21 protein-coding genes are annotated in these 22,694 nt (G+C 68.8%); 18 read left to right on the forward strand and 3 right to left on the reverse strand.

Translation table 11 applies throughout. The features are described from left to right. Window positions 1-27 precede the first annotated feature (27 nt). From glmM to serA, 5 genes are all read left to right on the forward strand, one after another. Entirely contained in the window at window positions 28-1,380 is a 1,353-nt protein-coding gene (glmM, locus tag BLTE_RS17765) for a phosphoglucosamine mutase (RefSeq protein WP_126401933.1), read from the forward strand. Between the two features lie 374 nt (window positions 1,381-1,754). Beyond that, complete coding sequence (locus tag BLTE_RS17770; RefSeq protein WP_126401934.1) at window positions 1,755-2,558, forward strand: outer membrane protein; 804 nt, start codon at window positions 1,755-1,757, stop codon at window positions 2,556-2,558. Window positions 2,559-2,644: 86 nt separating this feature from the next. Continuing rightward, entirely contained in the window at window positions 2,645-3,358 is a 714-nt protein-coding gene (locus BLTE_RS17775) for an outer membrane protein (RefSeq protein WP_126401935.1), read from the forward strand. A gap of 190 nt (window positions 3,359-3,548) precedes the next feature. Next, on the forward strand, window positions 3,549-4,724 hold the full coding sequence (locus tag BLTE_RS17780) for a phosphoserine transaminase (RefSeq protein WP_126401936.1): 1,176 nt from the start codon (window positions 3,549-3,551) through the stop codon (window positions 4,722-4,724). A gap of 212 nt (window positions 4,725-4,936) precedes the next feature. Continuing rightward, on the forward strand, window positions 4,937-6,526 hold the full coding sequence (gene serA, locus BLTE_RS17785; RefSeq protein WP_126401937.1) for a phosphoglycerate dehydrogenase: 1,590 nt from the start codon (window positions 4,937-4,939) through the stop codon (window positions 6,524-6,526). A gap of 100 nt (window positions 6,527-6,626) precedes the next feature. Here serA and BLTE_RS17790 read toward each other — a convergent pair whose 3' ends face one another. After that, window positions 6,627-7,529, reverse strand: a complete 903-nt coding sequence (locus BLTE_RS17790; protein ID WP_244600048.1) for a DMT family transporter — start codon at window positions 7,527-7,529, stop codon at window positions 6,627-6,629. 272 nt (window positions 7,530-7,801) lie between these two features. On the opposite strand from BLTE_RS17790, the gene BLTE_RS17795 reads away from it, so the two are divergent. The 7 genes from BLTE_RS17795 to BLTE_RS17825 all read left to right on the forward strand — a co-directional run bounded on the left by BLTE_RS17795 (window position 7,802) and on the right by BLTE_RS17825 (window position 18,702). Further along, entirely contained in the window at window positions 7,802-9,469 is a 1,668-nt protein-coding gene (locus BLTE_RS17795; RefSeq protein ID WP_160140664.1) for a mucoidy inhibitor MuiA family protein, read from the forward strand. A gap of 194 nt (window positions 9,470-9,663) precedes the next feature. After that, a complete protein-coding gene (locus BLTE_RS17800; protein ID WP_126401939.1) occupies window positions 9,664-10,956 on the forward strand; it encodes an adenylosuccinate synthase in 1,293 nt (430 codons plus the stop codon). 57 nt (window positions 10,957-11,013) lie between these two features. Further along, entirely contained in the window at window positions 11,014-12,714 is a 1,701-nt protein-coding gene (locus BLTE_RS18215) for a hypothetical protein (protein ID WP_160140665.1), read from the forward strand. Between the two features lie 416 nt (window positions 12,715-13,130). Continuing rightward, a complete protein-coding gene (locus BLTE_RS17810; protein WP_126401940.1) occupies window positions 13,131-14,927 on the forward strand; it encodes a hypothetical protein in 1,797 nt (598 codons plus the stop codon). Between the two features lie 480 nt (window positions 14,928-15,407). Next, window positions 15,408-16,292, forward strand: a complete 885-nt coding sequence (locus BLTE_RS17815; RefSeq protein ID WP_126401941.1) for a helix-turn-helix domain-containing protein — start codon at window positions 15,408-15,410, stop codon at window positions 16,290-16,292. Window positions 16,293-16,409: 117 nt separating this feature from the next. Then, entirely contained in the window at window positions 16,410-16,898 is a 489-nt protein-coding gene (locus BLTE_RS17820; RefSeq protein ID WP_126401942.1) for a hypothetical protein, read from the forward strand. Continuing rightward, on the forward strand, window positions 16,891-18,702 hold the full coding sequence (locus BLTE_RS17825; RefSeq protein ID WP_244600049.1) for a phage terminase large subunit family protein: 1,812 nt from the start codon (window positions 16,891-16,893) through the stop codon (window positions 18,700-18,702). The genes BLTE_RS17820 and BLTE_RS17825 overlap by 8 nt, the downstream gene beginning before the upstream one ends. A gap of 55 nt (window positions 18,703-18,757) precedes the next feature. Here the strand turns inward: BLTE_RS17825 and BLTE_RS17830 are convergent, their stop codons facing one another. Next, complete coding sequence (locus BLTE_RS17830) at window positions 18,758-19,012, reverse strand: type II toxin-antitoxin system HicB family antitoxin (RefSeq protein ID WP_126401943.1); 255 nt, start codon at window positions 19,010-19,012, stop codon at window positions 18,758-18,760. Then, on the reverse strand, window positions 18,999-19,250 hold the full coding sequence (locus tag BLTE_RS17835) for a type II toxin-antitoxin system HicA family toxin (protein WP_126401944.1): 252 nt from the start codon (window positions 19,248-19,250) through the stop codon (window positions 18,999-19,001). Before BLTE_RS17835 ends, BLTE_RS17830 begins: the two co-directional genes overlap by 14 nt. A gap of 336 nt (window positions 19,251-19,586) precedes the next feature. Here BLTE_RS17835 and BLTE_RS17845 point away from each other — a divergent pair, with 336 nt between their 5' ends. From BLTE_RS17845 to BLTE_RS17865, 6 genes are all read left to right on the forward strand, one after another. After that, on the forward strand, window positions 19,587-19,871 hold the full coding sequence (locus tag BLTE_RS17845) for a hypothetical protein (RefSeq protein WP_126401946.1): 285 nt from the start codon (window positions 19,587-19,589) through the stop codon (window positions 19,869-19,871). Beyond that, window positions 19,868-20,143 (forward strand): hypothetical protein, encoded by a 276-nt coding sequence (locus BLTE_RS17850; protein ID WP_126401947.1) that lies wholly within the window; start codon window positions 19,868-19,870, stop codon window positions 20,141-20,143. The genes BLTE_RS17845 and BLTE_RS17850 overlap by 4 nt, the downstream gene beginning before the upstream one ends. Continuing rightward, window positions 20,140-20,265 carry a hypothetical protein gene (locus BLTE_RS18720; protein ID WP_280177356.1) on the forward strand — a complete coding sequence of 42 codons (126 nt, stop codon included), beginning with the start codon at window positions 20,140-20,142 and terminating at the stop codon, window positions 20,263-20,265. Before BLTE_RS17850 ends, BLTE_RS18720 begins: the two co-directional genes overlap by 4 nt. Before the next feature lie 147 nt (window positions 20,266-20,412). Continuing rightward, window positions 20,413-20,919, forward strand: coding sequence for a hypothetical protein (locus tag BLTE_RS17855; RefSeq protein ID WP_126401948.1), 507 nt, complete (start codon window positions 20,413-20,415; stop codon window positions 20,917-20,919). An 8-nt stretch (window positions 20,920-20,927) separates the two neighbouring features. Continuing rightward, window positions 20,928-22,331: a phage portal protein gene (locus BLTE_RS17860; protein WP_126401949.1), complete on the forward strand. Its 1,404-nt coding sequence runs from the start codon at window positions 20,928-20,930 to the stop codon at window positions 22,329-22,331. Continuing rightward, the gene (locus tag BLTE_RS17865) at window positions 22,328-22,681 is read left to right on the forward strand and encodes an SH2 domain-containing protein (RefSeq protein ID WP_126401950.1); all 354 of its coding nucleotides are present in this window, start codon (window positions 22,328-22,330) and stop codon (window positions 22,679-22,681) included. Before BLTE_RS17860 ends, BLTE_RS17865 begins: the two co-directional genes overlap by 4 nt. The last annotated feature ends 13 nt before the right edge of the window (window positions 22,682-22,694 follow it).

Genomic DNA, 22,694 nt, shown 5'->3' on the forward strand with positions numbered 1-22,694 from the left:
TCTGCCGGCAATCAGGGGTTGGGACGCATGGCGCGCAGGTACTTCGGCACGGACGGAATCAGGGGCAAGGCGAACAACGGCACGCTGACGGCAGACCTTGCCCTGCGTGTCGGCATGGCGGCGGGCCTCATGTTCCGGCGTGGCGATCACCGCCACCGGGTGCTGATCGGCAAGGACACCCGCCTCTCGGGCTACATGATCGAGCAGGCGATGACCGCGGGCTTCCTGTCGGTCGGGCTCGACGTGTTCCTGGTCGGGCCGATGCCGACCCCGGCGGTGGCCATGCTGACGCGCTCGATGCGCTGCGACCTCGGCGTGATGATCTCCGCCTCGCACAATCCTTACGACGACAACGGCATCAAGCTGTTCGGGCCGGACGGCTACAAGCTGTCCGACGAGGTCGAGCAGAATATCGAGGTGCTGCTCGATTCCGACATGAAGAAGCGCCTCGCCAAGTCCGCCGATCTCGGCCGCGCCACCCGCATCGAGGGCGTGCAGGCGCGCTATGTCGAGTTCGCCAAGCGCACGCTGCCGCGCAATCTCGAGCTCAACGGCCTGCGCATCGTCGTCGATACCGCCAACGGCGCCGCCTACCGGGTGGCGGGCGACGCGCTGTGGGAACTCGGCGCCGAGGTGATCCGCATCGGCGACGAGCCCAACGGCTTCAACATCAATCGCGACTGCGGCTCGACCGAGCCGGACGCGCTGTGCCACAAGGTGCGCGAGATGCGCGCCGACATCGGCATCGCCCTCGATGGCGACGCCGACCGCGTCATCATCGTCGACGAGAAGGGCCACGTGGTCGATGGCGACCAGCTGATGGCGGTGATCGCCGAGAGCTGGCTGCAGGACGGCCGTCTGGCCAAGCCCGGCATCGTCGCCACGGTGATGTCCAATCTCGGCCTGGAGCGCTATCTCAAGGGCATCGGCCTCGGGCTGGAGCGCACCGCGGTCGGCGACCGCTACGTGCTCGAGTGCATGCGCGAGCACGGCTACAATCTCGGCGGCGAGCAGTCCGGCCACATCATCCTGGCCGACCACGCCACCACCGGCGACGGGCTCCTCGCCGCGCTGCAGCTGCTCGACGTGGTGGTGCGCTCGGGCAAGCGGGTCTCGGAGATCTGCCACCGGTTCGACCCGCTGCCGCAGGTGCTCAAGAATGTGCGCTACAGCAACGGCAACCCGCTGGAGAGCGGGCTGGTCACGGCGGCGATCGACGACGCCCGGGCGCGCCTTGCCAATTCCGGGCGGCTGGTGATCCGCCCCTCGGGCACCGAGCCGGTGATCCGGGTGATGGCCGAGGGCGACGACCGCGATCTGGTCGAGACGGTGGTCGACGAGGTCATCGACGCGCTGAGCAAGGTGGCGCTGGCGGCCTGATTGGGGCTCCGGCCAGACCGCTTCCGGCATCCCCAAGGGATCGCTCTGAGGGATCGCTCCGAAACCGTCTCTTTGCATCGAACTCACGAGCGCCCGGTCCGGCGGTGTCGGACCGGGCGCTTCGCGTTTGGAGCGCGGCTTGCGGGCAGCGTGGCCGGGAACGGCTCGGCACAATCTCCCCCTTAGATTGCATTTTGCTGCCGCATAAACCTTTGGAGGAATCCGATAGATCAAAGTCGATCTCTGCAAGTAAATTTTCGTGGTTAAGAATTAAGGTTAAGTGGTCTTTAACGGTTGGCTGCAATTCTGCGTCTCGTGCGTAAACCGGTGTGGGCTGGCTGATTCCGTTGCCCTGCCATGTGGATGGATGCGAGATGAACAGCTCGAATGTTGTTGTGCTCGCCGGTGTTCTGGCGTTGGCACCGGCGGCGGCCCAGGCTGCGGACATGCCGGCTCTGCTCGAAAAGGCGCCGGTCATCGAGGACTTCGGCGGCTGGTACCTGCGCGGCGACATCGGGATTACAAATCAGCAGGTGGACCGGATCCACAATATGCTGATGGATCCTCCGTACACGACCCGTTTCGAGTTCCTTGATGCCGGGTCGTTCGACAGCGGCTTGCTGCTCGGTCTCGGTATCGGCTATCAGTTCAACGGCTGGCTGCGCGCCGACCTGACGGGCGAATACCGCGCTCCGACCGATTTCCGTGCAGCCGACAGTTATTTTTCTTCGGCAGGGTTCGGCGGCCGAAACGAATACACCGCACAGAAGACGGAATGGCTCTACTTGGCCAACGTCTATTTTGATGTCGGCACATGGTGGAACATCACGCCGTTCATCGGTGCCGGCATCGGCGCTGCCGAGGTGACGATCAGCAATTTCAATGATCGCGACGTCGTGAACAACGGCGGCGGCTACGCGGCGAGCCACTCGCAATGGAACTTCGCCTGGGCGCTCTACGCCGGCCTCGCCTACCACGTCACGCCGGGCTTCACGGTTGAGCTGGCCTACCGCTACCTCAGCCTCGGCGACGGCAAGACCGGCGACGTCATCAATTATGACGGCACCAACCAGTGGTACAACCCGACCGAGTTCAATGACATCACCTCGCACGACGTGAAGTTCGCCGTGCGCTGGGCTCTTGGCGGCGCCGAGGTGCCGGTCGTCCGCAAATACTGATCCTCAGATACCGACACTCAGATCCCGATCCTCAGACCTGGGGCGGCGCCGCAGCCGGCGCCCGTCCCTGTGCTTCGGAGCTTGCCATGAAGCGCGCGTCCCTGCTCACTCTCGCCCTTGCCGCGGGCCTCGTCGGCCACGGAGAAGCCCGCGCCGCCGATCTCGGCATCGCCCGACCGCCGATGCCGCCGGTGCTCGAGGAATACGGCTCGGGCTGGTACCTGCGCGGCGACATCGGCTGGACCGGCTATGCCGGCGTGTCGGCCGACTACGTCACCGCCGGTGTGCCCAACAGTGGCTATTTCACCAGCACCAAGCTCGAGGATTCGTGGTTCGCCGGCGCCGGGATGGGCTACCGGTTCGGCTGGTTCCGCGCCGACATTACCGCCGACTACCGCTTCCAGAGCCAGTTCACCGGCGCGACGGTCGGCAATGTCTATACTGGCGAGGAGACCAACTGGTCGGTGCTGGTCAATGGCTATGTCGATCTCGGCACCTGGTCGGGGATCACGCCCTATATCGGCGGCGGCCTCGGCGGCGCCTATCACGGCACCAGCAAGTGGCGTGACGGTTGGGACAACGCGTTCGCCGACGGCAGCAACTGGGACTTCGCCTGGGCGGTGATGGCCGGCTTCGCGGTGCAGGTGTCGCCACACGCCTTGATCGACATCGGCTACCGCTATGTCGATCTAGGCAAGCCGGAATCGGGCCTCGATGTGGCGACTGGCGCAGATAGAATCCGGCTCGACAATGTCACGGCCCACGAGCTGCGGGCCGGCGTGCGCTACATGATCGACTGACCGCCACACTCTCCGGCGGCAGGGGCAGGCGCGGCTTCGGCCGCGCCTTTCCGTTTGGCGGCGCGCTCAACTGACGGTCCTGCACACCGAATCGGCAGGCCGCGCCTTGACCGCGGCATCGTCTTGGCGTAGCCTCTCGCGCGGGACACCTCTCCCCAACGAGAGGCGCCCATCTGAGAGGATGGATACCATGACGACGACGATGCCCGGCGTGCGGCCGGCCGTTCCGCATTTCTCGTCCGGCCCCTGCGCCAAGCGCCCCGGCTGGTCCCTCGAAGCCCTGAAAGACGCGGCGCTGGGCCGCTCGCATCGCGCGAAGGTCGGCAAGACCAAGCTCAAGCGCGCGATCGACCTCACCCGCGAGGTCCTTGGCGTTCCCGCCGGCTATCGCATCGGCATCGTGCCGGCCTCGGACACCGGCGCGGTCGAGATGGCGCTGTGGTCGCTGCTCGGTGCCCGCCCGGTCACCATGCTGGCCTGGGAATCCTTCGGCGAAGGTTGGGTCACCGACGTCGTCAAGCAGCTCAAGCTGAAGGACGTCACGACTCTGAAGGCCGGCTACGGCCAGATCGTCGACCTCGCCAAGGTCGACACCAAGACCAGCGACGTCGTCTTCACCTGGAACGGCACCACGTCGGGCGTGCGCGTTCCCAATGGCGACTGGATCGCCGCCGATCGCGAGGGCCTCACCATCTGCGACGCCACCTCGGCGGCGTTCGCCCAGGATCTCGCCTGGGACAAGCTCGATGTCGTCACCTTCTCCTGGCAGAAGGTGCTGGGCGGCGAGGCGGCCCACGGCATGCTGATCCTGTCGCCGCGCGCGGTCGAGCGCCTCACCAGCTACACCCCGCCCTGGCCGCTGCCGAAGATCTTCCGCCTCACCTCCGGCGGCAAGCTGATCGAGGGCATCTTCGAGGGCGAGACCATCAACACCCCGTCGATGCTGGCGGTCGAGGACTATCTCGACGCGCTGGAGTGGGCGAAGTCGGTCGGCGGCCTCAAGGGTCTGATCGCCCGCGCCGACGCCAACACCAAGGCGATCGCCGACTGGGTGGCGAAGACCGAGTGGGTCGATTTCCTGGCCGGCGATCCGGCGATCCGCTCCAACACCTCGGTGTGCCTGAAGGTGGTCGATGCCACCGTGGCGGCGCTGTCGAACGAGCAGCAGGCGGCCTTCGCCAAGGCGATGGTCTCGGCGCTGGAGAAGGAGAAGGTGGCGCTCGACATCGGCGCCTATCGCGATGCCCCTCCCGGCCTGCGCATCTGGTGCGGCGCCACGGTCGAGACCGCCGATGTCGCGGCGCTCACCGATTGGCTCGACTGGGCGTTCGAGACCGCCAAGGCTCAGCTCGACCCGGGAGTCTGATCCCCCACAGCTCGGCTCTGCCGCCGGCGGAGCGCGAGCCCGCCCCGCGCTCGGCGGGGCCAGCCGCCAACGGCCGGGTGAGGGAAGGCCCCTCACCCTCGACAGTCCCATCACCCGCCCTTCACCGGCCGCGCCCGCGGCGCGCCAACCTCCCCGCCCGTGGGGACAGGCGAGCGCTCGACCCGCGCGGCAGACATGATCGAGACACCGCCATGACCACACCGAAAGTGCTGATTTCCGACGCCCTGTCGGAGGCCGCCGTCCAGATCTTCAAGGATCGCGGCATCGAGGTCGATTTCCAGCCGTCGCTCGGCAAGGACAAGGACAAGCTCGCCGAGATCATCGGCAACTATGACGGCCTCGCCATCCGTTCCGCCACCAAGGTGACGGCCAAGATCCTGGAGAACGCGACCCGCCTCAAGGTGGTCGGCCGCGCCGGCATCGGCGTCGACAATGTCGAGATCCCCGCCGCCACCTCGCGCGGCGTGATCGTGATGAACACGCCGTTCGGCAACTCCATCACCACCGCCGAGCACGCCATCGCCATGATGATGGCGCTGGCCCGCCAGATCCCCGAGGCCGACCGCTCCACCCAGGCCGGCAAGTGGGAGAAGAACAAGTTCATGGGCGTCGAGCTGACCGCCAAGACGCTCGGCATCATCGGCTGCGGCAATATCGGCTCGATCGTCGCCGACCGCGCGGTGGGCCTGAAGATGCGGGTCATCGCCTTCGACCCCTACCTGTCGGACGAGCGCGCGGTGGCGCTCGGCGTGCACAAGGTCGAGCTTGAGGACCTGCTGCGCCGCGCCGACTTCATCACGCTGCACACCCCGCTCACCGACAAGACCCGCAACATCCTCGACGCCTCGGCGATCGCCAAGTGCAAGAAGGGCGTGCGCATCATCAACTGCGCCCGCGGCGGGCTGGTCGACGAGGCGGCGCTGGCGGAGGCCATCAAGTCCGGCCATGTCGCGGGTGCGGCGTTCGACGTGTTCGTCGAGGAGCCGGCGACCGCCAACCCGCTGTTCGGCCTGCCCAACGTCATCTGCACGCCGCACCTTGGCGCCTCCACCACCGAGGCCCAGGAGAATGTGGCGCTGCAGGTGGCCGAGCAGATGAGCGACTATCTCCTGCAGGGCGCCATCACCAATGCGGTGAACTTCCCGTCGATATCGGCGGAGGAAGCGCCGCGCATCAAGCCGTTCGTGACGCTCGCCGAGAAGCTCGGCTCGTTCCTCGGCCAGCTCACGGAAGCCGCGATCAAGGGCATCCGCATCGAGTATGAGGGCGAGGTCGGCAAGCTCAATACTCGCGCGATCAACGCCGCCGCCATCACCGGCGTGCTGCGGCCGTTCATGCCCGAGATCAACATGGTCAATGCGGCGGCAATCGCCAAGGAGAAGGGCATCACCATCGAGGAGGTGAAGAGCTCGCACGAGGGCGATTACGAGAGCCTGATCCGCATCGTGGTCGAGGCCGAGGACATGGCGCGCCATGCCGCTGGCACCGTGCTGCAGGACGGCAAGCCGCGCATGGTCGAGATCCGCTGGATCGACATGGACGCCGAGTTCGCGCCGCACATGATCTACATCCGCAACGACGACAAGCCGGGCTTCATCGGCCGGTTCGGCACGCTCTTGGGCGAAGCCGGCGTCAATGTCGCCACCTTCAATCTCGGCCGCGACCAGGCGGGCGGCAACGCCATCTGCCTCGTCGCCGTCGACGAGGCGGTCTCCGACGACCTGCTGCGCGCGATCGAGAAGATCCCGCACGTCAAGCGGGCGCGCCGGCTGAAGTTCTGATCCGCTTTCCGGACTGAAGGGCCGAAAAACCTGTGATCCCAAGGCGGGCGGCGGACATTGGTCTGCCGCCCGCTGCCGTTCCGCCCTCGCGGGTCTCTGGTCAGCCCCTGCGGGCCTCGGCCAGCGCGATGCCGCCCAGCACCAGCGTCAGCGCCGCGGCGTGGTAGATGCCGAACGGCTCGGCCAGGATCGCCACCGCGAACAGGGCGCCGAACACCGGCACCAGATTGACGAACAGCGAGGCGCGACCCGGCCCGATCAGCTCGACCGCACGCATGAACAGCACCTGGGCGGTGAGCGAGGGCAGCAGCCCGACATAGAGGATGCACAGCAGACCCGTGGCGTCGGGCCACAGCACCTCGCCGCGCGCCACCTCGATCGCCAGCAGCGGCGCCGAGGTCAGCGCCGCCACCAGCGCGAAGGCGCCGAGCAGCGCCAGCCCCGGGACGTTCGGCCGGTTGCGCAGCCCGATCGTGTAGCCGGCATAGAGCAGGCAGGCGACGATCATGCCGAGATCGCCGACATTGAGCTCGAGCCCCAGCAGATTGGCGAGATCGCCCTGCGACGCCAGCACCGCGACGCCGACCAGCGTCACCGCCATGCCCAGCGCCTGCATGGCGCCGACCGGCGTGCCGTAGAGGGCGAGCGCCCCCAGCATCACGAACACCGGAATCGCGCCCTGGATGATGGTGAGGTTGACCGCCGTGGTGTGGTGGGCGCCCCAATAGAACGGCACGTTGAAGCCGGTGAAGCCGATGGTGCCCATCACCAGCAGATAGGGAAGGCGTGGGCGAAGCTGCGGCCAAGCCTCCACCACCGGCCGCCAGGCGAACAGCGCCATGGCAAGGCAGGTGATCACCCAGCGCAGCGAAGTGAGCGCCATCGGCGAGATGTGGCCGACCGCGATGCGCGCGGCGACGCCGTTGCCGGCCCACATCATCGAGGTCAGGACGAGCAAGAGATAGGGGTTGTGGTGGACCCACGTCCCGACGCGTTTCAGCACGGGCAGATTTTCAAGCTGGGGGACTTCGGGCTGGGGGACTTCAAGCGGGGGACTCCGGCAGGCGGCGGGCGCATCCGGGCGTCACACCGGTGCGGAGGGCCGAACATATAAATATGCGCCGGCTCGGATGAACAAGCGGGGGCTGCAGCATGGCGGGAATGCCGCGCGGGTGCCCGCCCGCCGCCGCAACCGCACCGCAATCGACCGCTCAAGTTGTGCGCTCCGGCGGCTCGTCCGGCCGCCGGCCCGGCATTTCTCACAGGCATCCGACGATGATCCGTTTCCTGCTCGTCTCGGCGGCGCTGCTCGCCGCTCTTCCCGTGGCCTCCGGGCCGGCCGCCGCCCGTGACGCCGAGGTGCACTCGCGCCTCGACCGGGTGACGGTCTATCCCGACGGCGCCAGCGTGGTGCGGCTGATCACCTTCGACCTGCCACCCGGCGAGACCACGCTGGTGGCGCGCGATTTTCCGGCCGGGCTCGATCCGCGCTCGCTGCGGGTGGAGGGAGTGGGCGGCGTGGCGGTGCTCGGCGTGGTCGCAAAGCCGCTCGATGCGGTGGAGCAGCCGGCCGGGGCCGACGCGCTGAAGGCGAAGCTCGATGCGCTGCGGCTGGAGCGGCAGGGCATCCAGAGCCGGATCGAGGCGCTGCAGGCCCGCAAGGGCTTCGCCGAGCGCTACGCCCGCGAGGTGCCGTTCGCCGCCGGCGAGAAGGAGACCAAGATTCCGTTCGCCGAATGGCGCCAGACCTTCACGGGCCTTGCCGATGAGATCGAGGCCGCCGGCCGGGCGCTGATCGAGGTGCGCGAGCGCGCCCGCACGCTCGATGAGGCGATCGCCAAGGCCGAGCAGGATCTGCGCGCCAAGCCGGTGAACCGCATGCAGGTGCGCATCGACGTCGCCGCCGATGCCGCCGCCAAGGGCACGCTCGCCGTCACCTACAGCGTGCGCAACGCCCGCTGGACGCCGCTCTATGATGCGCGCCTCACTGTCGGCAAGCCGGGCGGCACGCCGAGCCTCGAACTGGTCCGCCGCGCCGAGATCGTCCAGCGCACCGGCGAGGACTGGACCGATGTCGCGCTCAGCGTCTCGACGCTGCGCACCGCGGGCGGCACCCAGGCGCCGCAGATCCAGCCGGTGTTCGTACGCTTCCTGCCGCCGCCGCGGCCGATGCCGGCACCGGCCCGGGCGCCGATGCTCAAGCAGAGCGAGTCGATTGCCGAGCGCGCCGCCCCGGCGATGGCACCGCCGCCGCCACTGGCTGATGAGGCGCCGGTGAGCGAGCGCGAGGCGCAGGCCGAGGAGGGCGCGCTGCAGGTGGTGTGGACGCTGCCGGGCCGGGTGAGCGTCGGCTCGGGCGAGGGCGGGCGCGTGCTGCGGCTGGCCGCAACGACGGTGGCGCCGGATCTGTCGGTCATGGTGGCGGCGGCGCTCGACACCACCCCCTATCTGCAGGCGAGCTTCCGGCAGGACGAGGAGGCGCCGCTGCTGCCCGGGCGTGTCGCGCTCTATCGCGACGGCATCCTGGTCGGCACCGGGCGGCTCGATCTGGTGACCCAGGGCGAGATGGTGACGCTGGGCTTCGGCGCCGACGAGCGCGCCAAGGTCACCCGCACGCTGCTGCGGCGCGACGAAAGCCAGAGCGGCATCGTCAGCCAGAGCCGGGTCGAGCGGCAGGAAATGAAGATCAGCGTGCGCAACGCCCACGACGTGCCGATGCGCATCACCGTCGAGGACCGCATTCCGCAGAGCGAGGACCAGGAGATCCAGGTGGAGCTCGCCTCGGGCGGCACCGCGCCGACCGCGAAGGATGTCGGCGACCGGCGCGGCGTGCTGGCCTGGAGCTACGATTATGCGCCGGGCGAGAGCCGCACCATCACCTTTGGCTGGCGGGTCAAGTGGCCGGCCGACCGGCAGGTCATCACGGCGGGGCCGCGGCGCTGACGGCACATCGGCGTCCGGCGGATCGCGGCGCGGTCCGCCGGAACCGGTAGAACATCCGGGATAGGGCGGCCGGCCGCCTTGCTTCGCTACAGTCGATCCGGTACGGGAAACGAGCCTCGACGGACGCGCCGGGGATCGTACACCTTTTGTTCTCATCTTTCCGGGCCCGACCGGGCCCTGGCGTGGCGGCAGATATGGCCAATGTGGTCGTCGTCGGCTCCCAGTGGGGCGACGAAGGTAAGGGCAAGATCGTCGATTGGCTTTCGGAACAGGCGGACGTCGTCGTCCGCTTTCAGGGCGGCCACAATGCCGGCCACACGCTGGTGATCGACGACACCACCTACAAGCTGTCGCTTCTGCCCTCCGGCATCGTGCGGCCGGGCAAGCTGTCGGTGATCGGCAACGGCGTGGTGCTCGATCCCAGGGCGCTGGTCGACGAGATCGCCCGGCTCACCGCCCAGGGCGTGCGTATCGACCGCGACGTGCTGCGCATCGCCGACAATGTGACGCTGATCCTGCCGCTGCACCGCGAGCTCGACGCGCTGCGCGAGAGCGGGGCGGCCGGCACCCGCATCGGCACCACCAAGCGCGGCATCGGCCCGGCCTATGAGGACAAGGTCGGCCGGCGCGCCATCCGGCTGATGGATCTGGCCGAGCCGGAGACGCTGCCGGCCAAGATCGACCGCCTGCTCGCCCATCACAATCCGCTGCGCCAGGGGCTCGGCATGCCGCCGGTGCCGCGCGACGAGCTGGCCGGCGAGCTGATCGCGCTGGCGCCGCAGGTGCTGCCCTACATGGACCGGGTGTGGGCGCTGCTCGACGACCACCGCCGCGCCGGCTCGCGCATCCTGTTCGAGGGCGCGCAGGGGGCGCTGCTCGACGTCGACCACGGCACCTATCCGTTCGTCACCTCGTCCAACACCGTGGCCGGCGCCGCGGCGATCGGCTCCGGCCTCGGCCCCACCGCCATCGGCTATGTGCTGGGCATCGCCAAGGCCTACACCACGCGGGTCGGCGAGGGGCCGTTCCCGACCGAGCTTTTCGACGACATCGGCCGGCGCATCGGCGAGCGTGGGCGCGAGTTCGGCACCGTCACCGGCCGGCCGCGGCGCTGCGGCTGGTTCGATGCGGTGATCGTGCGCCAGACCGTCAAGACCTCCGGCATCACCGGCATCGCGCTGACCAAGCTCGACATTCTCGACGGTTTCGACGAGATCAAGGTGTGCGTGCGCTACAGGCTGGACGGCGAGGAGATCGACTATCTGCCGGCCGGCCAGGGCGCCCAGGCGCGAATCGAGCCGGTCTATGAGACGATTCCCGGCTGGTCGGCCTCCACCGCCGGCGCGCGTTCCTGGGCCGATCTGCCGGCGCAGGCGATCAAATATGTGCGCTGGATCGAGGAGCTGATCGGCTGCCCGGTGGCGCTCTTGTCGACATCGCCGGAGCGCGACGACACCATTCTCGTCCAGAACCCGTTCGAAACCTAGCTGACCCCACGCCTCGGCGCCTAAGCCTCAGCGCCTGGGGCCGACCCGATCAGGACCATGGCGGATTTTGCCCCTCTGCTCTCCCGCGCGATCGCCGGTCTGGAAACGAACACCGCCGAGGCCCGGCGGTCGCTGTACGACCGGGCGCGGTCGGCGCTGGTGACGCAGCTTCGCAGCCTCGATCCGCCGCTGACCGAATCGGAGATCACCCGCGAACGGCTGGGTCTTGAGGAGGCGATCCGCCGGATCGAGGCGGAGTACGCCCGCGGCCAGCGCGACAGCGCGCCGCCGGTGCCGCCCACGGCGGCCGCCCCGCCGCCGCCCCCGGCAGAGCCCGCGCCGGAAGAGTCTGCGCCAGCGGCGCCCGCTGCCGAAACGCCTGTGCAGGCCGAACCCGAAACTCCGGCCGAGGCGCCGCCCGTGCCGGCTCAGCCGCGCGAGCCGGAGCCGGCCGAGCGCAAGGCGAGCCCGTTCCAGGCGCGGATCGACCGCCTGACCGGCGGCAACGGCAAGCCGTCGTTCCGCGACGCCATGAAGGAGGCGGCGCAGCTCGGCGAGGAGGGGCTGACCACCCGGGCCGCGCGCGAAGCGCGCGCCGCGCCGCCTGCGCTCGCGGATGCGGCTGACGCACGTCCCATTTCGCCGCCGTCGCCCGAGCCGGACCTGCCGAGGCGGTATGCCGAGCCCCCGGCCCCGCCGGCCGGCGAGGCCATGCCAGTTGGCGAAGGAGTTGCGGCGACCGAGGGGCTTGGGGCAGGCCAGAATTTTGCGCCAAGCCACGACATGACGGCGGCCGAGGATCTCGCCGTGGGCGAGGGCGCGCCGGCATCGGCCGAGGCGCCGCCGGCCCGCAACCGCAGGAGCAAGATCGAACCCCGGCCGGCCAACCGCCCGGCAGTGGCGGTGCGGCCGCGCCTCGACGACCTCGACGGGACCGGCGAAACCGGTGGCAGCCGCCTGCGGTTCTGGGCGATCGTCATCGGCATCGTGGCGCTGGTGGTGGTGGCCGCGGTGGTCGGCCTGCTCGCGGCATCGGGCAAGCTCTCGCTGCTCAGCGGCGGTGAGCGCCCGCGGGTGGTGGCGCCGCTGCAGCCGGCCGAGCGGCCGAAGATCACCGACCGGGTGACGCAGGATGCACCCCGCGCCCCGGCGCCGCAGCCGGAGGGCCAGGCGCAGCCGCAGCCGCCGGCCCAGCCATCGGCGCAGGCGCTGCAGGTGGCGCAGCGCGCCATCCTCTATGAGGAGGATCCGAGCGCCGGCCAGCAGGGTCAGGTGCTGGTCGGCACCGTCGCGTGGCGGACGGAGACCGTGATGTCCGGTCCCGGCCTGCCGCCGGATGTCGCCATCCGCGCCGATGTCCTGGTGCCCGAGCGCCGGCTGGCGGCGGCGCTCACCATCCGGCGCAATGTCGACACGGCGCTGCCGGCGAGCCACACCATCGAGCTGCTGTTCACGACCCCGCCCGATTTTCCGTTCGGCGGCGTCTCCAAGGTGCCCGGCATCCTGGCCAAGCGCAGCGAGGGCCAGCGCGGCGCGCCGCTGGCCGGCCTCGCCGTCGACGTCACCCCCGGCTTCTTCATCGTCGGCCTGTCGGCGATCGAGGCCGACGTGCAACGCAACCTCCAGCTCCTCAAGGAGCGGGCGTGGCTCGACATTCCGCTGGTCTACAAGAACGGCCGCCGCGCGATCCTGTCGATCGAGAAGGGCGTGCCGGGCGACAAGGTGTTCGAGGACGCCTTCACCGCCTGGGGGCAGTGACCCCGCGGCCGTGAAGCCTTTAGGCGGCGAGCCTGGGGGCGGTGAACCTTGAGGCAGTGAAACCTGGGGGCTGCGATGTCCGGGCGATCCTGCCACGGCCGCCAGGGCTTTCGGCGAGACCGTTTCCAGGATCCCGAAGGGATCAACCGGATCAACCGGATCAGCTGGCTGCGGCGTCATATCTGCTATGCGGTTTCGGCCCGTTCGGATGTAGGATGTCATACGGTTTCGGGCCGATCTGGCCTTCGGGCCGCAGTCCGCGAGCCGCAGTCCGATCGCCGAAAGTCCCGTTATCGAACAAGGGGTGTTGGCGAAACCGTATCATTCATGTGTGCCGGCGGACGCACCCGGGCGCCGGCAGGAATGGGCCGGCGCCGTTCCCTCAATGGCTGCGTAGACCTGACTGAGTAGACCTCGTGTCCGCGATCGATCTTCTCCAATCGGCTGGCCATTCCCCGTTCGTCCTGGCGGTCGGGCTGTTCCTGCTGCCCTTCATCCATGAGGACGTCGCCATCGTCGCGGCAACCCTGCTGCTGCAGGATGCGTCGGTGTCCTCGACCGTGGTCGTGCCCAGCCTGTTCTCCGGCATGGTGGCGAGCGACGCGGCGTTCTACGGGCTCGGCGTGTTCGCCGCCCGTCTGCCCTGGACGCAGAAGGTGATGGCGCGGCCGGGGCTCGACGCGGTGGCCGGGGCGCTGGAAAAGCGCATCCTGGAGACCATGCTGCTGGTGCGGCTGGTGCCCGGCCTGCTCCTGCCGTGCTTCATGACGTTCGGCGCGCGCCGCTTCTGCTTCCGCAGCTTTCTCGGCGCCTCATCGATCTTCTCGATGATCTATCTGGCGGTGGTGCTGGGGATCGCGCTGTTTGTCTGCCGCCACTGGCCGGCGGCGATCTCCGACAGCCGGCTGATGATGGTTCTCGCCGTGCCGGTGTCGCTGGCGGTGGTCTATGCCATGCGCTGGGCGGCGACGCTGGTGGCGCCGCGCCTCGTCGCCCGCGCCAGCATCGGCGCGGCCGGCCGGTGGGATGGGGACGGGATCGGGCAGGGACTCGATCCGGAGATCGATCGGGAGCTCGACCCGGCACTCGACCGGGCGGCCGGAAGGCCGCTGCCGCCGCCGGCGGTGGCGAGCTTCCCGCGGCCGGTGGCGGCGGCCGAGCGCATCCCGCCGCTGGTGTTCTATGCGCCGCTCGCCGCCAACTGGCTGCGGCTCGCCCTTGCCTATCGCAGCTTCAGCCTGCCCACCGCCGCCAATCCGACCATCACCACCGGCGGCATGTGGGGCGAGCGCAAGAGCGAGTATCTCGCGTCGGCCGGGCCGCTCGCCCGGTCGTTCATGGCGCCGACGCTGGTGTTCGCCAAGCCGGAAGGCGCAGGCGGCCGCTGGGGCGAGGCGGCGGCGGCGCAGTGCGCGGCGGCGGGCCTGTCCTGGCCCCTGGTGCTGAAGCCCGACATCGGCTGGCAGGGCTATGGCGTGCGCGCGGTGGCCGATGCCGCGGAGTTCGGCGCGGCGCTTGCGGCCCTGCCGGCCGAGGTGCCGTTCCTGGCGCAGGCGATGTCGCCCTATCGCGGCGAGGCCGGGCTGCTCTATGCGCGCCTGCCCGGCGCGCCGCGCGGTGAAGTGGTGTCGCTCGCCATTCGCCACCACCCGGCGGTGATGGGCAATGGCCGCACCACGGTGGCCGAATTGATCGCCGCCGATCCGCGCCTGAGCTGGAAATCGGCGTGCTATCTCGGCCGCGGCGCCGGGCACCGCGGCCTGCCCGAGGCGCTCTTGCGCACGGTGCCGGCGGTGGGCGAGATCGTCACCCTGACCTTCATCGGCAGCCAGCGGGTCGGCGGCTTCTATCGCGACGGCTCGAGCCTGATCACCGCGGCGCTGGAGGCGCGCTTCGACGCCATCTCCCGCGACATGGCCGAGTTCCACTATGGCCGCTTCGACATCCGCTTCGATTCGCCGGCTGCGCTGATGTGCGGCGAGGAGTTCCAGATCATCGAGGTCAACGGCATCGGCGGCGAGGCCATCCATGTCTGGGACCCGGCGTTCGGCCTCGGCCACGTCTATCGCGAGCTGTTCCGTCAGCAGGCGCTGCTGTTCGAGATCGGCGACCGGCAGCGCCAGCGCGGCGTTCGGCCCTGCGGTACGGTCGAGCTGGTCGCGGCGCTGATGCGCCAGTCCCGGCTGATCGGCCTCTATCCGGCCTCGGAATGAGTGTGCCCCGGCGCGCGAGGTGCGGGTCTTAGTCTGTGCGGTGAGGCGGGAAGGGTGGTGCCCCTGGCCGGTCTACCGGCTTCAGGCTAGATCAATCCGGTGCAACTGGTGGGACACCGGAAACCCGCAACGAGGGAATGCGGGTTTGCGGCCGTTTTGTCCCACCGTCCGGTCAGCTTCCCGCCAAGCCGAAAAACGAAAACCCCGCGGCTGGTGGCACAGCGCGCGGGGCTAATCGTAATGTTCCTGCCGGGCGGCGGAACGTCAGCAAAGCTAGCCGACGCGGCGGGCGCCCGCAAGAGCCTCGCCCGCCAGTCAGCGTCAATGACGATCCCCACCCCTATGGCCCCGACATCCCCGGCCGAGTAGGATCGTCCAGGCTTGGGTACGGCTGGGCTGCTTTCAGCACCGAGGAGCGCCTAATCGGCATCTTCGGGTTGCGCAAGAATGCGGTCGCTGCCCTTCTTGCGGAGGCGCGTCATGGCTGACGCTGCCCTCCGGACGTTCTCAAGCCTGACAGCCTCGACGCTCTACAACCACATCAACGCGGCGCGCTCGCCCGACCAGCTCGACAACCTTTGCAGTGCCCTCTGGCGCCATCAGGGCAAGGGCGAGATCAGCTACGACGAAGCGGTCTTCCTCGAATCGGCGATCGGCAAGCGCCGGCCTTGGCGTCCGTCCGGCATGAAGATCGGCCCGCTTCGCGGCCGCATCGGATCGATCTTTGAGGAGCCGCGCAAGCCGCATCGCTCGCATGACCGCAAGGCGTCGCGCGAGCGCCGCAGAATGCTCGGCGGCTCGGGGGCGATTCCGCCGCATCTGCGCGCCCTGTTCACCGAGGGCGAGCGCGCCGTGCTGGCCATCATCGCTGGCGAAGTGAAGCACCACGGTCAATGCGATCTGCCGATCGACAAGATCGCCGCGCTCGCCGGCTGCTGCCGCACCACCGTGCAGAACGCGCTGAATGAGGCGCGCCGCGGAGGCCTGATCAGGATCACCGTGCGTCCGCAGCGTGGGCGCAAGAACCTGCCGAACGTCGTGGAGATCATCTCTCGCGAGTGGATGACGTGGCTTCGGCGAGGCCCCACCGCACACCGGCCCAATAGGGTCCAAAATACCAAAATAGTGAACCCCTCGAAGAACATAGATATAAAAAAATACCAGCGCAAAAGCGAAGCGACAGCGGCAGCAGCGCAAGGGGCATTCGATGAAGGGCCGGGGCGATGTTCGCCTCCAAGGTCACACCGTGAGGTTGCCGCCAGCGGGGCGAAGAACAGAGGTTGCTCATCCCCAACCCACTCCGCGCCGCTCTCCAAGCGGTCGACCCGGCCGTTGGGTCCTTCCCCCGCCAGGGCGTGCGAGTAATTCGAACCCCATGACCTCGCTACAGGAAGGCGATTTAGCAAGTAAACTCCGAGGCTTGAGGCAGGCTTAGCCATGCAGGAAACGCAAGGCTTACCGCTTGGATACCGCCCGGCAGCAATGCCCGAGACGGTCTCCAAGCGCGCCTTCGCCGACCTCATAGGCGTGACGCAGGGCCGGGTGTCGCAGATGATCAAGGCCGGCTTGCCGGTCGAGCCCAACGCCCGCATCCACGTTGCGAAGGGCCGTGCGTGGGTGCGCGACAACATCGACACCAACCGCCGCCGTGCCAGCCTCGGCGAGGATGACGATCTCCGCGCCCCCACCCCGCGCTCGACCCGTGACGCCGCCGAGGCGGAAATTGCCCTGCTGAAGGCCGGCCGCCTCGCCGGCAATCTGATTGACCGCAAGGCCACGCTCCGCACCATCGAGACCCGTGCCCGCCAGGAGCGCGACGCCTGGATCGGCTGGGTGAATCGCGCCGCGCCCGAGCTCGCCCGCCTGCCGGCCGGCGATCTCGCCGCCATGGTGGCGGCGCTGGACCGCCTGGTGCGCGACCAGCTCGCCGCGCTCGCCGCCATGCCGCTGGACGGGCTCGACCATGACTGACCTCGACGCCCTGACTGCCGAGTTGGTCGATGCCGCCTGGCGCCGCGGCCTCGCCCCCGAACCGCAGCTCACCGTGTCGGAATGGGCCGACCGTCACCGCATGCTGCCCACCGCCAACGCCGAGCCCGGCCCGTGGCGCACCGCGCGCGTGCCGTACCTGAAGGACATCATGGACGCGCTGTCGGTATCCTCGCCGGTCGAGCGCGTGGTGTTCATGAAGGGCGCCCAGACCGGCGGCACCGAAGCCGGCCTCAACGCCATCGGTTATTGGATCGCCCACGCCCCCGGCCTCATCCTTGCGGTGTGGCCGTCGATCGACATGGTCCGCCGCAACTCGCGCACCCGCATCGATCCCCTGATCGAGGGCACGCCCGAGCTGCGCCGCAAGATCGCCACGCCCCGCGCCAAGGACCCCGGCAACACCGTGGCGCTGAAGGAATTCCCCGGCGGCGCCCTGGTGATGACCGGCGCCAACTCCGCCACCGGCCTGCGCTCGACCCCGGCGCGCTATCTCATGTTGGACGAGGTCGACGCCTTCCCGGCCGACGCCGACGACGAAGGCGACCCGGTGGCGCTCGCCGTGCAGCGCACCGTGACGTTCCGCGGCCGCCGCAAGATTCTCATGATCAGCACGCCGACGCTGGCCGGCGTGTCGCGCATCGAGAAGGCATTCGCCGAGAGCGATCAGCGCCGCTTCCATGTGCCGTGCCCGCACTGCGGCACGTTCCAGGTGCTGGAATGGCGCGGCATCGCATGGCCCGAAGGCGAACCCGCCCGCGCCTTCTACGCCTGCCAGACCTGCGGCGGGGTGATCGAGGAGCACGACAAGCCGGCGCTGCTCTCAGCCGGCGAATGGCGCGCCACCGCGCCGGGTGACGGCCGCACCGCCGGCTTCCACCTGTCGGCGCTCTATTCGCCGTTCGAGAGCTGGGGTGAGATCGCGATCGACTTCCTTGCCTCGCGAAAAGACCCGACCCGGCTCAAGACCTGGACCAACCTCAAGCTCGGCGAGCCGTTCGAGGATCGCGACACCGCCCCGCTGGCGCCCGACACCCTCCAGGCCCGTGCCGAGGACTGGGGCGAGCTGCTGCCCGATGGCGTCGCAATCGTCACCGCCGGGGTCGACGTGCAGGACACCTGGCTGGCCATCGAGATTGTCGGCTGGGGGCTCGGCGAGGAATCGTGGTCGCTGGCCTATGAGGCGATCCACGGCGACACTGCGCGGCCTGAGGTGTGGGACGCCCTCGACAGGCTGCTGGCGCAGCGCTTCCCACACCGTCGCGACGTGCCGCCACTGCCGATCGCCGCCGTGGCGATCGATTCGGGCGGGCACCGCACCGGCGAGGTGATGACGTTTTCGGCCGCCCGGCTCAATCGCCGGGTCTGGGCCATCAAGGGCCGCGGCGGTCCCGGCGTGCCGCCGTGGCCGAAGCGCCCGCCCAAGGCCCGCCGCGCTGCGCTGGCGCCGGTTCACATCGTCGGCGTCGACAGCATCAAGTCGACGCTGTTCGCCCGCCTGCGGGCTGGCGAGCCCGAGGGCGCCGGCGCCTGCCACTTCCCGGCCGATCGCGATTACGCCTGGTTCGGCGAGCTGGTCGCCGAGCGCGCCGTGCGCAAGTACACCCGCGGCGTGGCGCGTCTGGAGTGGGTGAAGGATGCCGGGGTGCGAAACGAAGGGCTCGACACCCGCGTCTATGCCACCGCCGCGCTGCATGGCCTCTACGCCGCCGGCTGGCGCCTGACCGACCTTGCCGTCCGCATCAAAGAGGCGCCGAGGCCGCGCCGCAGCCGCCACCGGCCGTGATCCGGTCGAAGTTCCTTGGGCAATGACCACCAAGCGGCAAATTTGCCGCTTGGTCTCACTCGGCGGCCGAGAGAATCGTGCCGCCGAGGTGCCGCGAGGGTGCCGGCACCTCGCGGCCAAGGTCGTGGGCGGCTTCGATCCAGGCGCGAATCGCGTCTTGGACGTTGACGATCGCCTCTTCCGGCGTCTCGCCGTCGCTCATGCAGCCGGGCAGGTCCGGCACGATCGCCGCGAAGCCGCCGCCGTCCGCCTCAGACAGCGGCTCGACCACCACCGGGTATTCAAGACGGGTCGGGTCATTGCGGGTCATGGGCCTTCCTCACGGCGTCGACGAACGCCACCAGCCTGCGAATATATACCGGCTTGATCGGCCGCTTGTAGGGCACGGTGAGAATCACCGGTACCGCCGGGTGGGCGACCTTGTAGTGCGAGCTGCCGCCGCGGGCTGCCTCGCAGGTAATGCCGTGCTCGCGGCATAGCGCCTCGACGTCCTCGATGCGCCAATCGCCCTGCGGATTGCCGCGCATCTGTTCCAGGCGCTTGCTCACGCGGGTCGATCCTTCTTCAGCCGCACGCCCGGCCCGCCGCCGTTCTCGGCGATGAACTCGACGCCAGCCTCTTCGAGGGCGCGCTGAACCGCCGCGACATTGTTCGCCATACCAGCGGCTGGCCCTACGCTGGCCTCCATTCGACGAAGTGTGGCGATCGAGACCTTGGACCTCTCCGCCAAGTCCGTTTGAGCCATCCCCACCAGCGAGCGGGCAGCGGCGATCTGGCGCCCTGTGACCTGAGTTAAATCGCTCACTTTGATATGAACCTATTGACCGACGTTATTTGAGCTGTTTATATCATTGTGCATTCAAACGCTCAATGGAGCAACACCAATGCCGAACACCACCGTTTCGGCTGCCGGCGGAGCTATGCCCGCGGCCAGCCAAGAGACCAACGAGGCGACCAAGCTGGGGTCGCTGATTGGCGCATTAGACGCCCTGCATAAGGCCCAGCACCTCGCCGAACTGCTCTACTTGGCCGGCGAAGGTCTTATGCGTGTCGACAGGGAGGTCGGAGAAGCCGTCATGACCGGCGTCGGCGCCCTCAAGGACAATCTCGAAGAAGTTGATGCGCTCCTCGAAGAGCTGCACGAGCGCGAGAGGGGGGACGCGGAATGACCGAACAGGAAACAGAAGCTGCGGCAGAAGCCTGCACGCCATTCGAAATCTCCTGCGAGATGGAAGACGATCTCGACGAATTGAGAGCGCTGGCCATGGCTCTCGACCTCATGGCCATGGGTATGTCGACCGACGAAAAGGACGAAGATTCGGTCCCGATCGGACATATCGCTCGGAGGATGAAGAGATTGGTCGAAGCAGTAGAGGAACGGCGCGAGCAGCTTTTCAAAATGCTCCACCCTCGCCGACATGAACTGGAGGGCTCGGCATGACCCCGGAACCGATTTTCGCCGTTGCTCTGGTGTCCTGCGCCATCTCGCTCGCTGCCGGGTTCGCCCTCGGCCGGCTGACGCTGCCGGATAGCCGAGGCGCCTACGCCAGGCCGTGGCGCTAAGCACCCGCCGCGGTTCCAGACGGAGCGCTGCTGATCGGCACGATGCAAAGCGCCCGCCACAATAAAACGCTCACGCTCGATCGTTTGCTTGTGGCGGGCGTCGAGACCTGATAAAACGATCACACCCGATCGTTTTAGAGGCGCGCCATGACCTTCACCACATCCCACATCTGCAAGGCTTTCAATCTGAACCCGGTTTCCCTTCGTCGGTGGATGAATGATCCGAATTACCCGTTGCGCGTCGAGGCGCGCTCGGAAGAGAGCGCCGGCTGGCGCCGGTTCAACATGGCCGATGCAGTTCGTATTAGCCTCGTTTCGAGACTGATCAACAACCATTCTGTTGAGTCCTGGAATGCCGTTTATGCCGTGAATTCGATTTACGACCTCATCAGCATCAAGGTTCCGGAGTTTCTTGCTGCTGCTCAGGCCAACGGAAACTGGTTTCAAGAGCAGACTTGTTTCGTGATGTTCTTCCGTATGGACGACGATCCGGCTTTCCACCGGGTTTTTGATACGATCGATGGACTTGTCGAGGCGGCGACGAACCGCTCCATTTCCGGAACGATCCTCTTCGAGCTGTGGAGTGAGACGCTGCGGGCTGCCAGCAACTTGCAGACGGTTCCGCCCGAAGCGCAGCAGGACCTCGGCGAGTAGGTCCGCAGATGCCCCCCGCCCGCGACATCCTCAAGGTCCACAGCCGCTCGCTGGACGCCGGCGGCGGCGGGCGCCGGTGGTCGGATGACCGCCGCATCACGTCCGCCGGCGTGCTCCACCAGTCCGCCGCCACGGTTGGCGCTCGCGCGCTGGCCTACGCCCTCAACAACGCCAACGGCGCCCGCATCGTCGAATCGCTCGCCGCCAACCTGATCGGCGAGGGCATCAAGCCGCGTTCAGAGCACCCCGCCGAGAGCACCCGCCAGGGCTTGCACCGCGCCTTCCGCGGCTGGACCGACCGGGCTGACGCCGATGGCCTGACCGATTTCTACGGCCTCGAGGCGCACGGGGCGCGTGACCAGGTGGTGTTCGGCGAAGCGCTGTTCGTGTTCCTCGCCGACCCGCTGACCGGCGCGCCGCAGCTCCGCCGGCTGCACCCGGAGCAGCTCGACCGTTCCTGGACCCGCCGCCTCGACACGGGCGGCGCCGTCCATCAGGGCGTCGAGTTCGACGCCGTGGGCCGCATCGTCGCCTATCACATTCGCCGGGCCGCCCCCGGCGATGCGCTCGCGGGGATCGCGGTGGCACCCGACCGCGTCCCGGCGGGCGACGTCATCCATGTGTTCCGCCAGCTGGTGCCGGGGCAGGTCCGCGGCCTGTCGTGGTTCGCGCCGGTGCTGCTGCCGGCCAAGGAGCTGGACGCGCTGCTCGATGCGTTGCTGGTGCGCGCCAAGGTCGCCGCGCTCCACGCCGGCTTCATCACCGACCCCGAGGGCACCCCGCCCTATGACGGCGAGCAAAGCGGCTCGACCTTCGACGCCTCGCTTGAACCCGGCGCGCTGATCACCCTGCCGCCGGGCAAGAGCGTGGAATTCCCCGAGACGCCCGACCAGGGTGGCGCCTCGGCGCTCTTGACCGCGTCCTTGCGCATGATCGCCGCCGGCGCCGGCGCCACCTATGAGCACGCCACCGGCGATTACAGCCAGACCAACTATTCCAGCTCGCGCGGCGCGCTGCTGGAGTTCCGCCGGTTCTGCCGCTCCGTCCAGCACCACACCTTGGTGCACCAGTTCTGCCGGCCGGTGTGGGACCGCTTCATCCGCTGGCAGGTGCTCGCCGGCACCATTCCGGCGCTGGCCTATCAGCGCGACGTCGTCGCCTTCCACGCCGTGAAGTGGCTGCCGCCGGCCTGGGATTGGGTCGACCCCATGAAGGATGCTCAGGCCGCAGAGATCGAGCTGCGCAACCATCTGCGCTCGCGCTCCGAGATCATCGCCGAGCGCGGCTATGACGCCGAGGACGTCGACCGCGAGATCGCCGCCGATCAGGCCCGGCTCGACCGCCTCGGCATCGCCCCGGCGCCGGCCGCGCCGAGCACCACCCCGACCGATCAATCCGAGGTCTCCCTATGAGCTACCTTCGCCTCGAATACCTCGCCGTCGAGAAGGTCGAAGCCCGCCGCGATCCCACTGGCGGTGTCGCGGCCGGTCAGGTGCTGGCGAGCGAGCTGCTGACGGTTTCGGCGACGCCGCTTGCGGGCGCCGCGCGTGGCACCGTGCCGGCCGATTGCTCGCTGGTGCGCGCGTCGGTGTTCGGCGAGGGCGCCTATGGCGTGGCCGTGAAGGTCGCGACCGATGCCACGCTGGCCAACCAGGCCGCCGCCAAGACCGACCCGTGCCTGTGGCTCACCTCGGGCCACGACTGGATTTTCCCGGCCTCACCCGGCGATCGCATCACCGCCGTTGACGCCAGCGTGTCCTAGCCCGGAGGCCAGC

Source organism: Blastochloris tepida, assembly GCF_003966715.1.
Classification (GTDB): domain Bacteria; phylum Pseudomonadota; class Alphaproteobacteria; order Rhizobiales; family Xanthobacteraceae; genus Blastochloris; species Blastochloris tepida.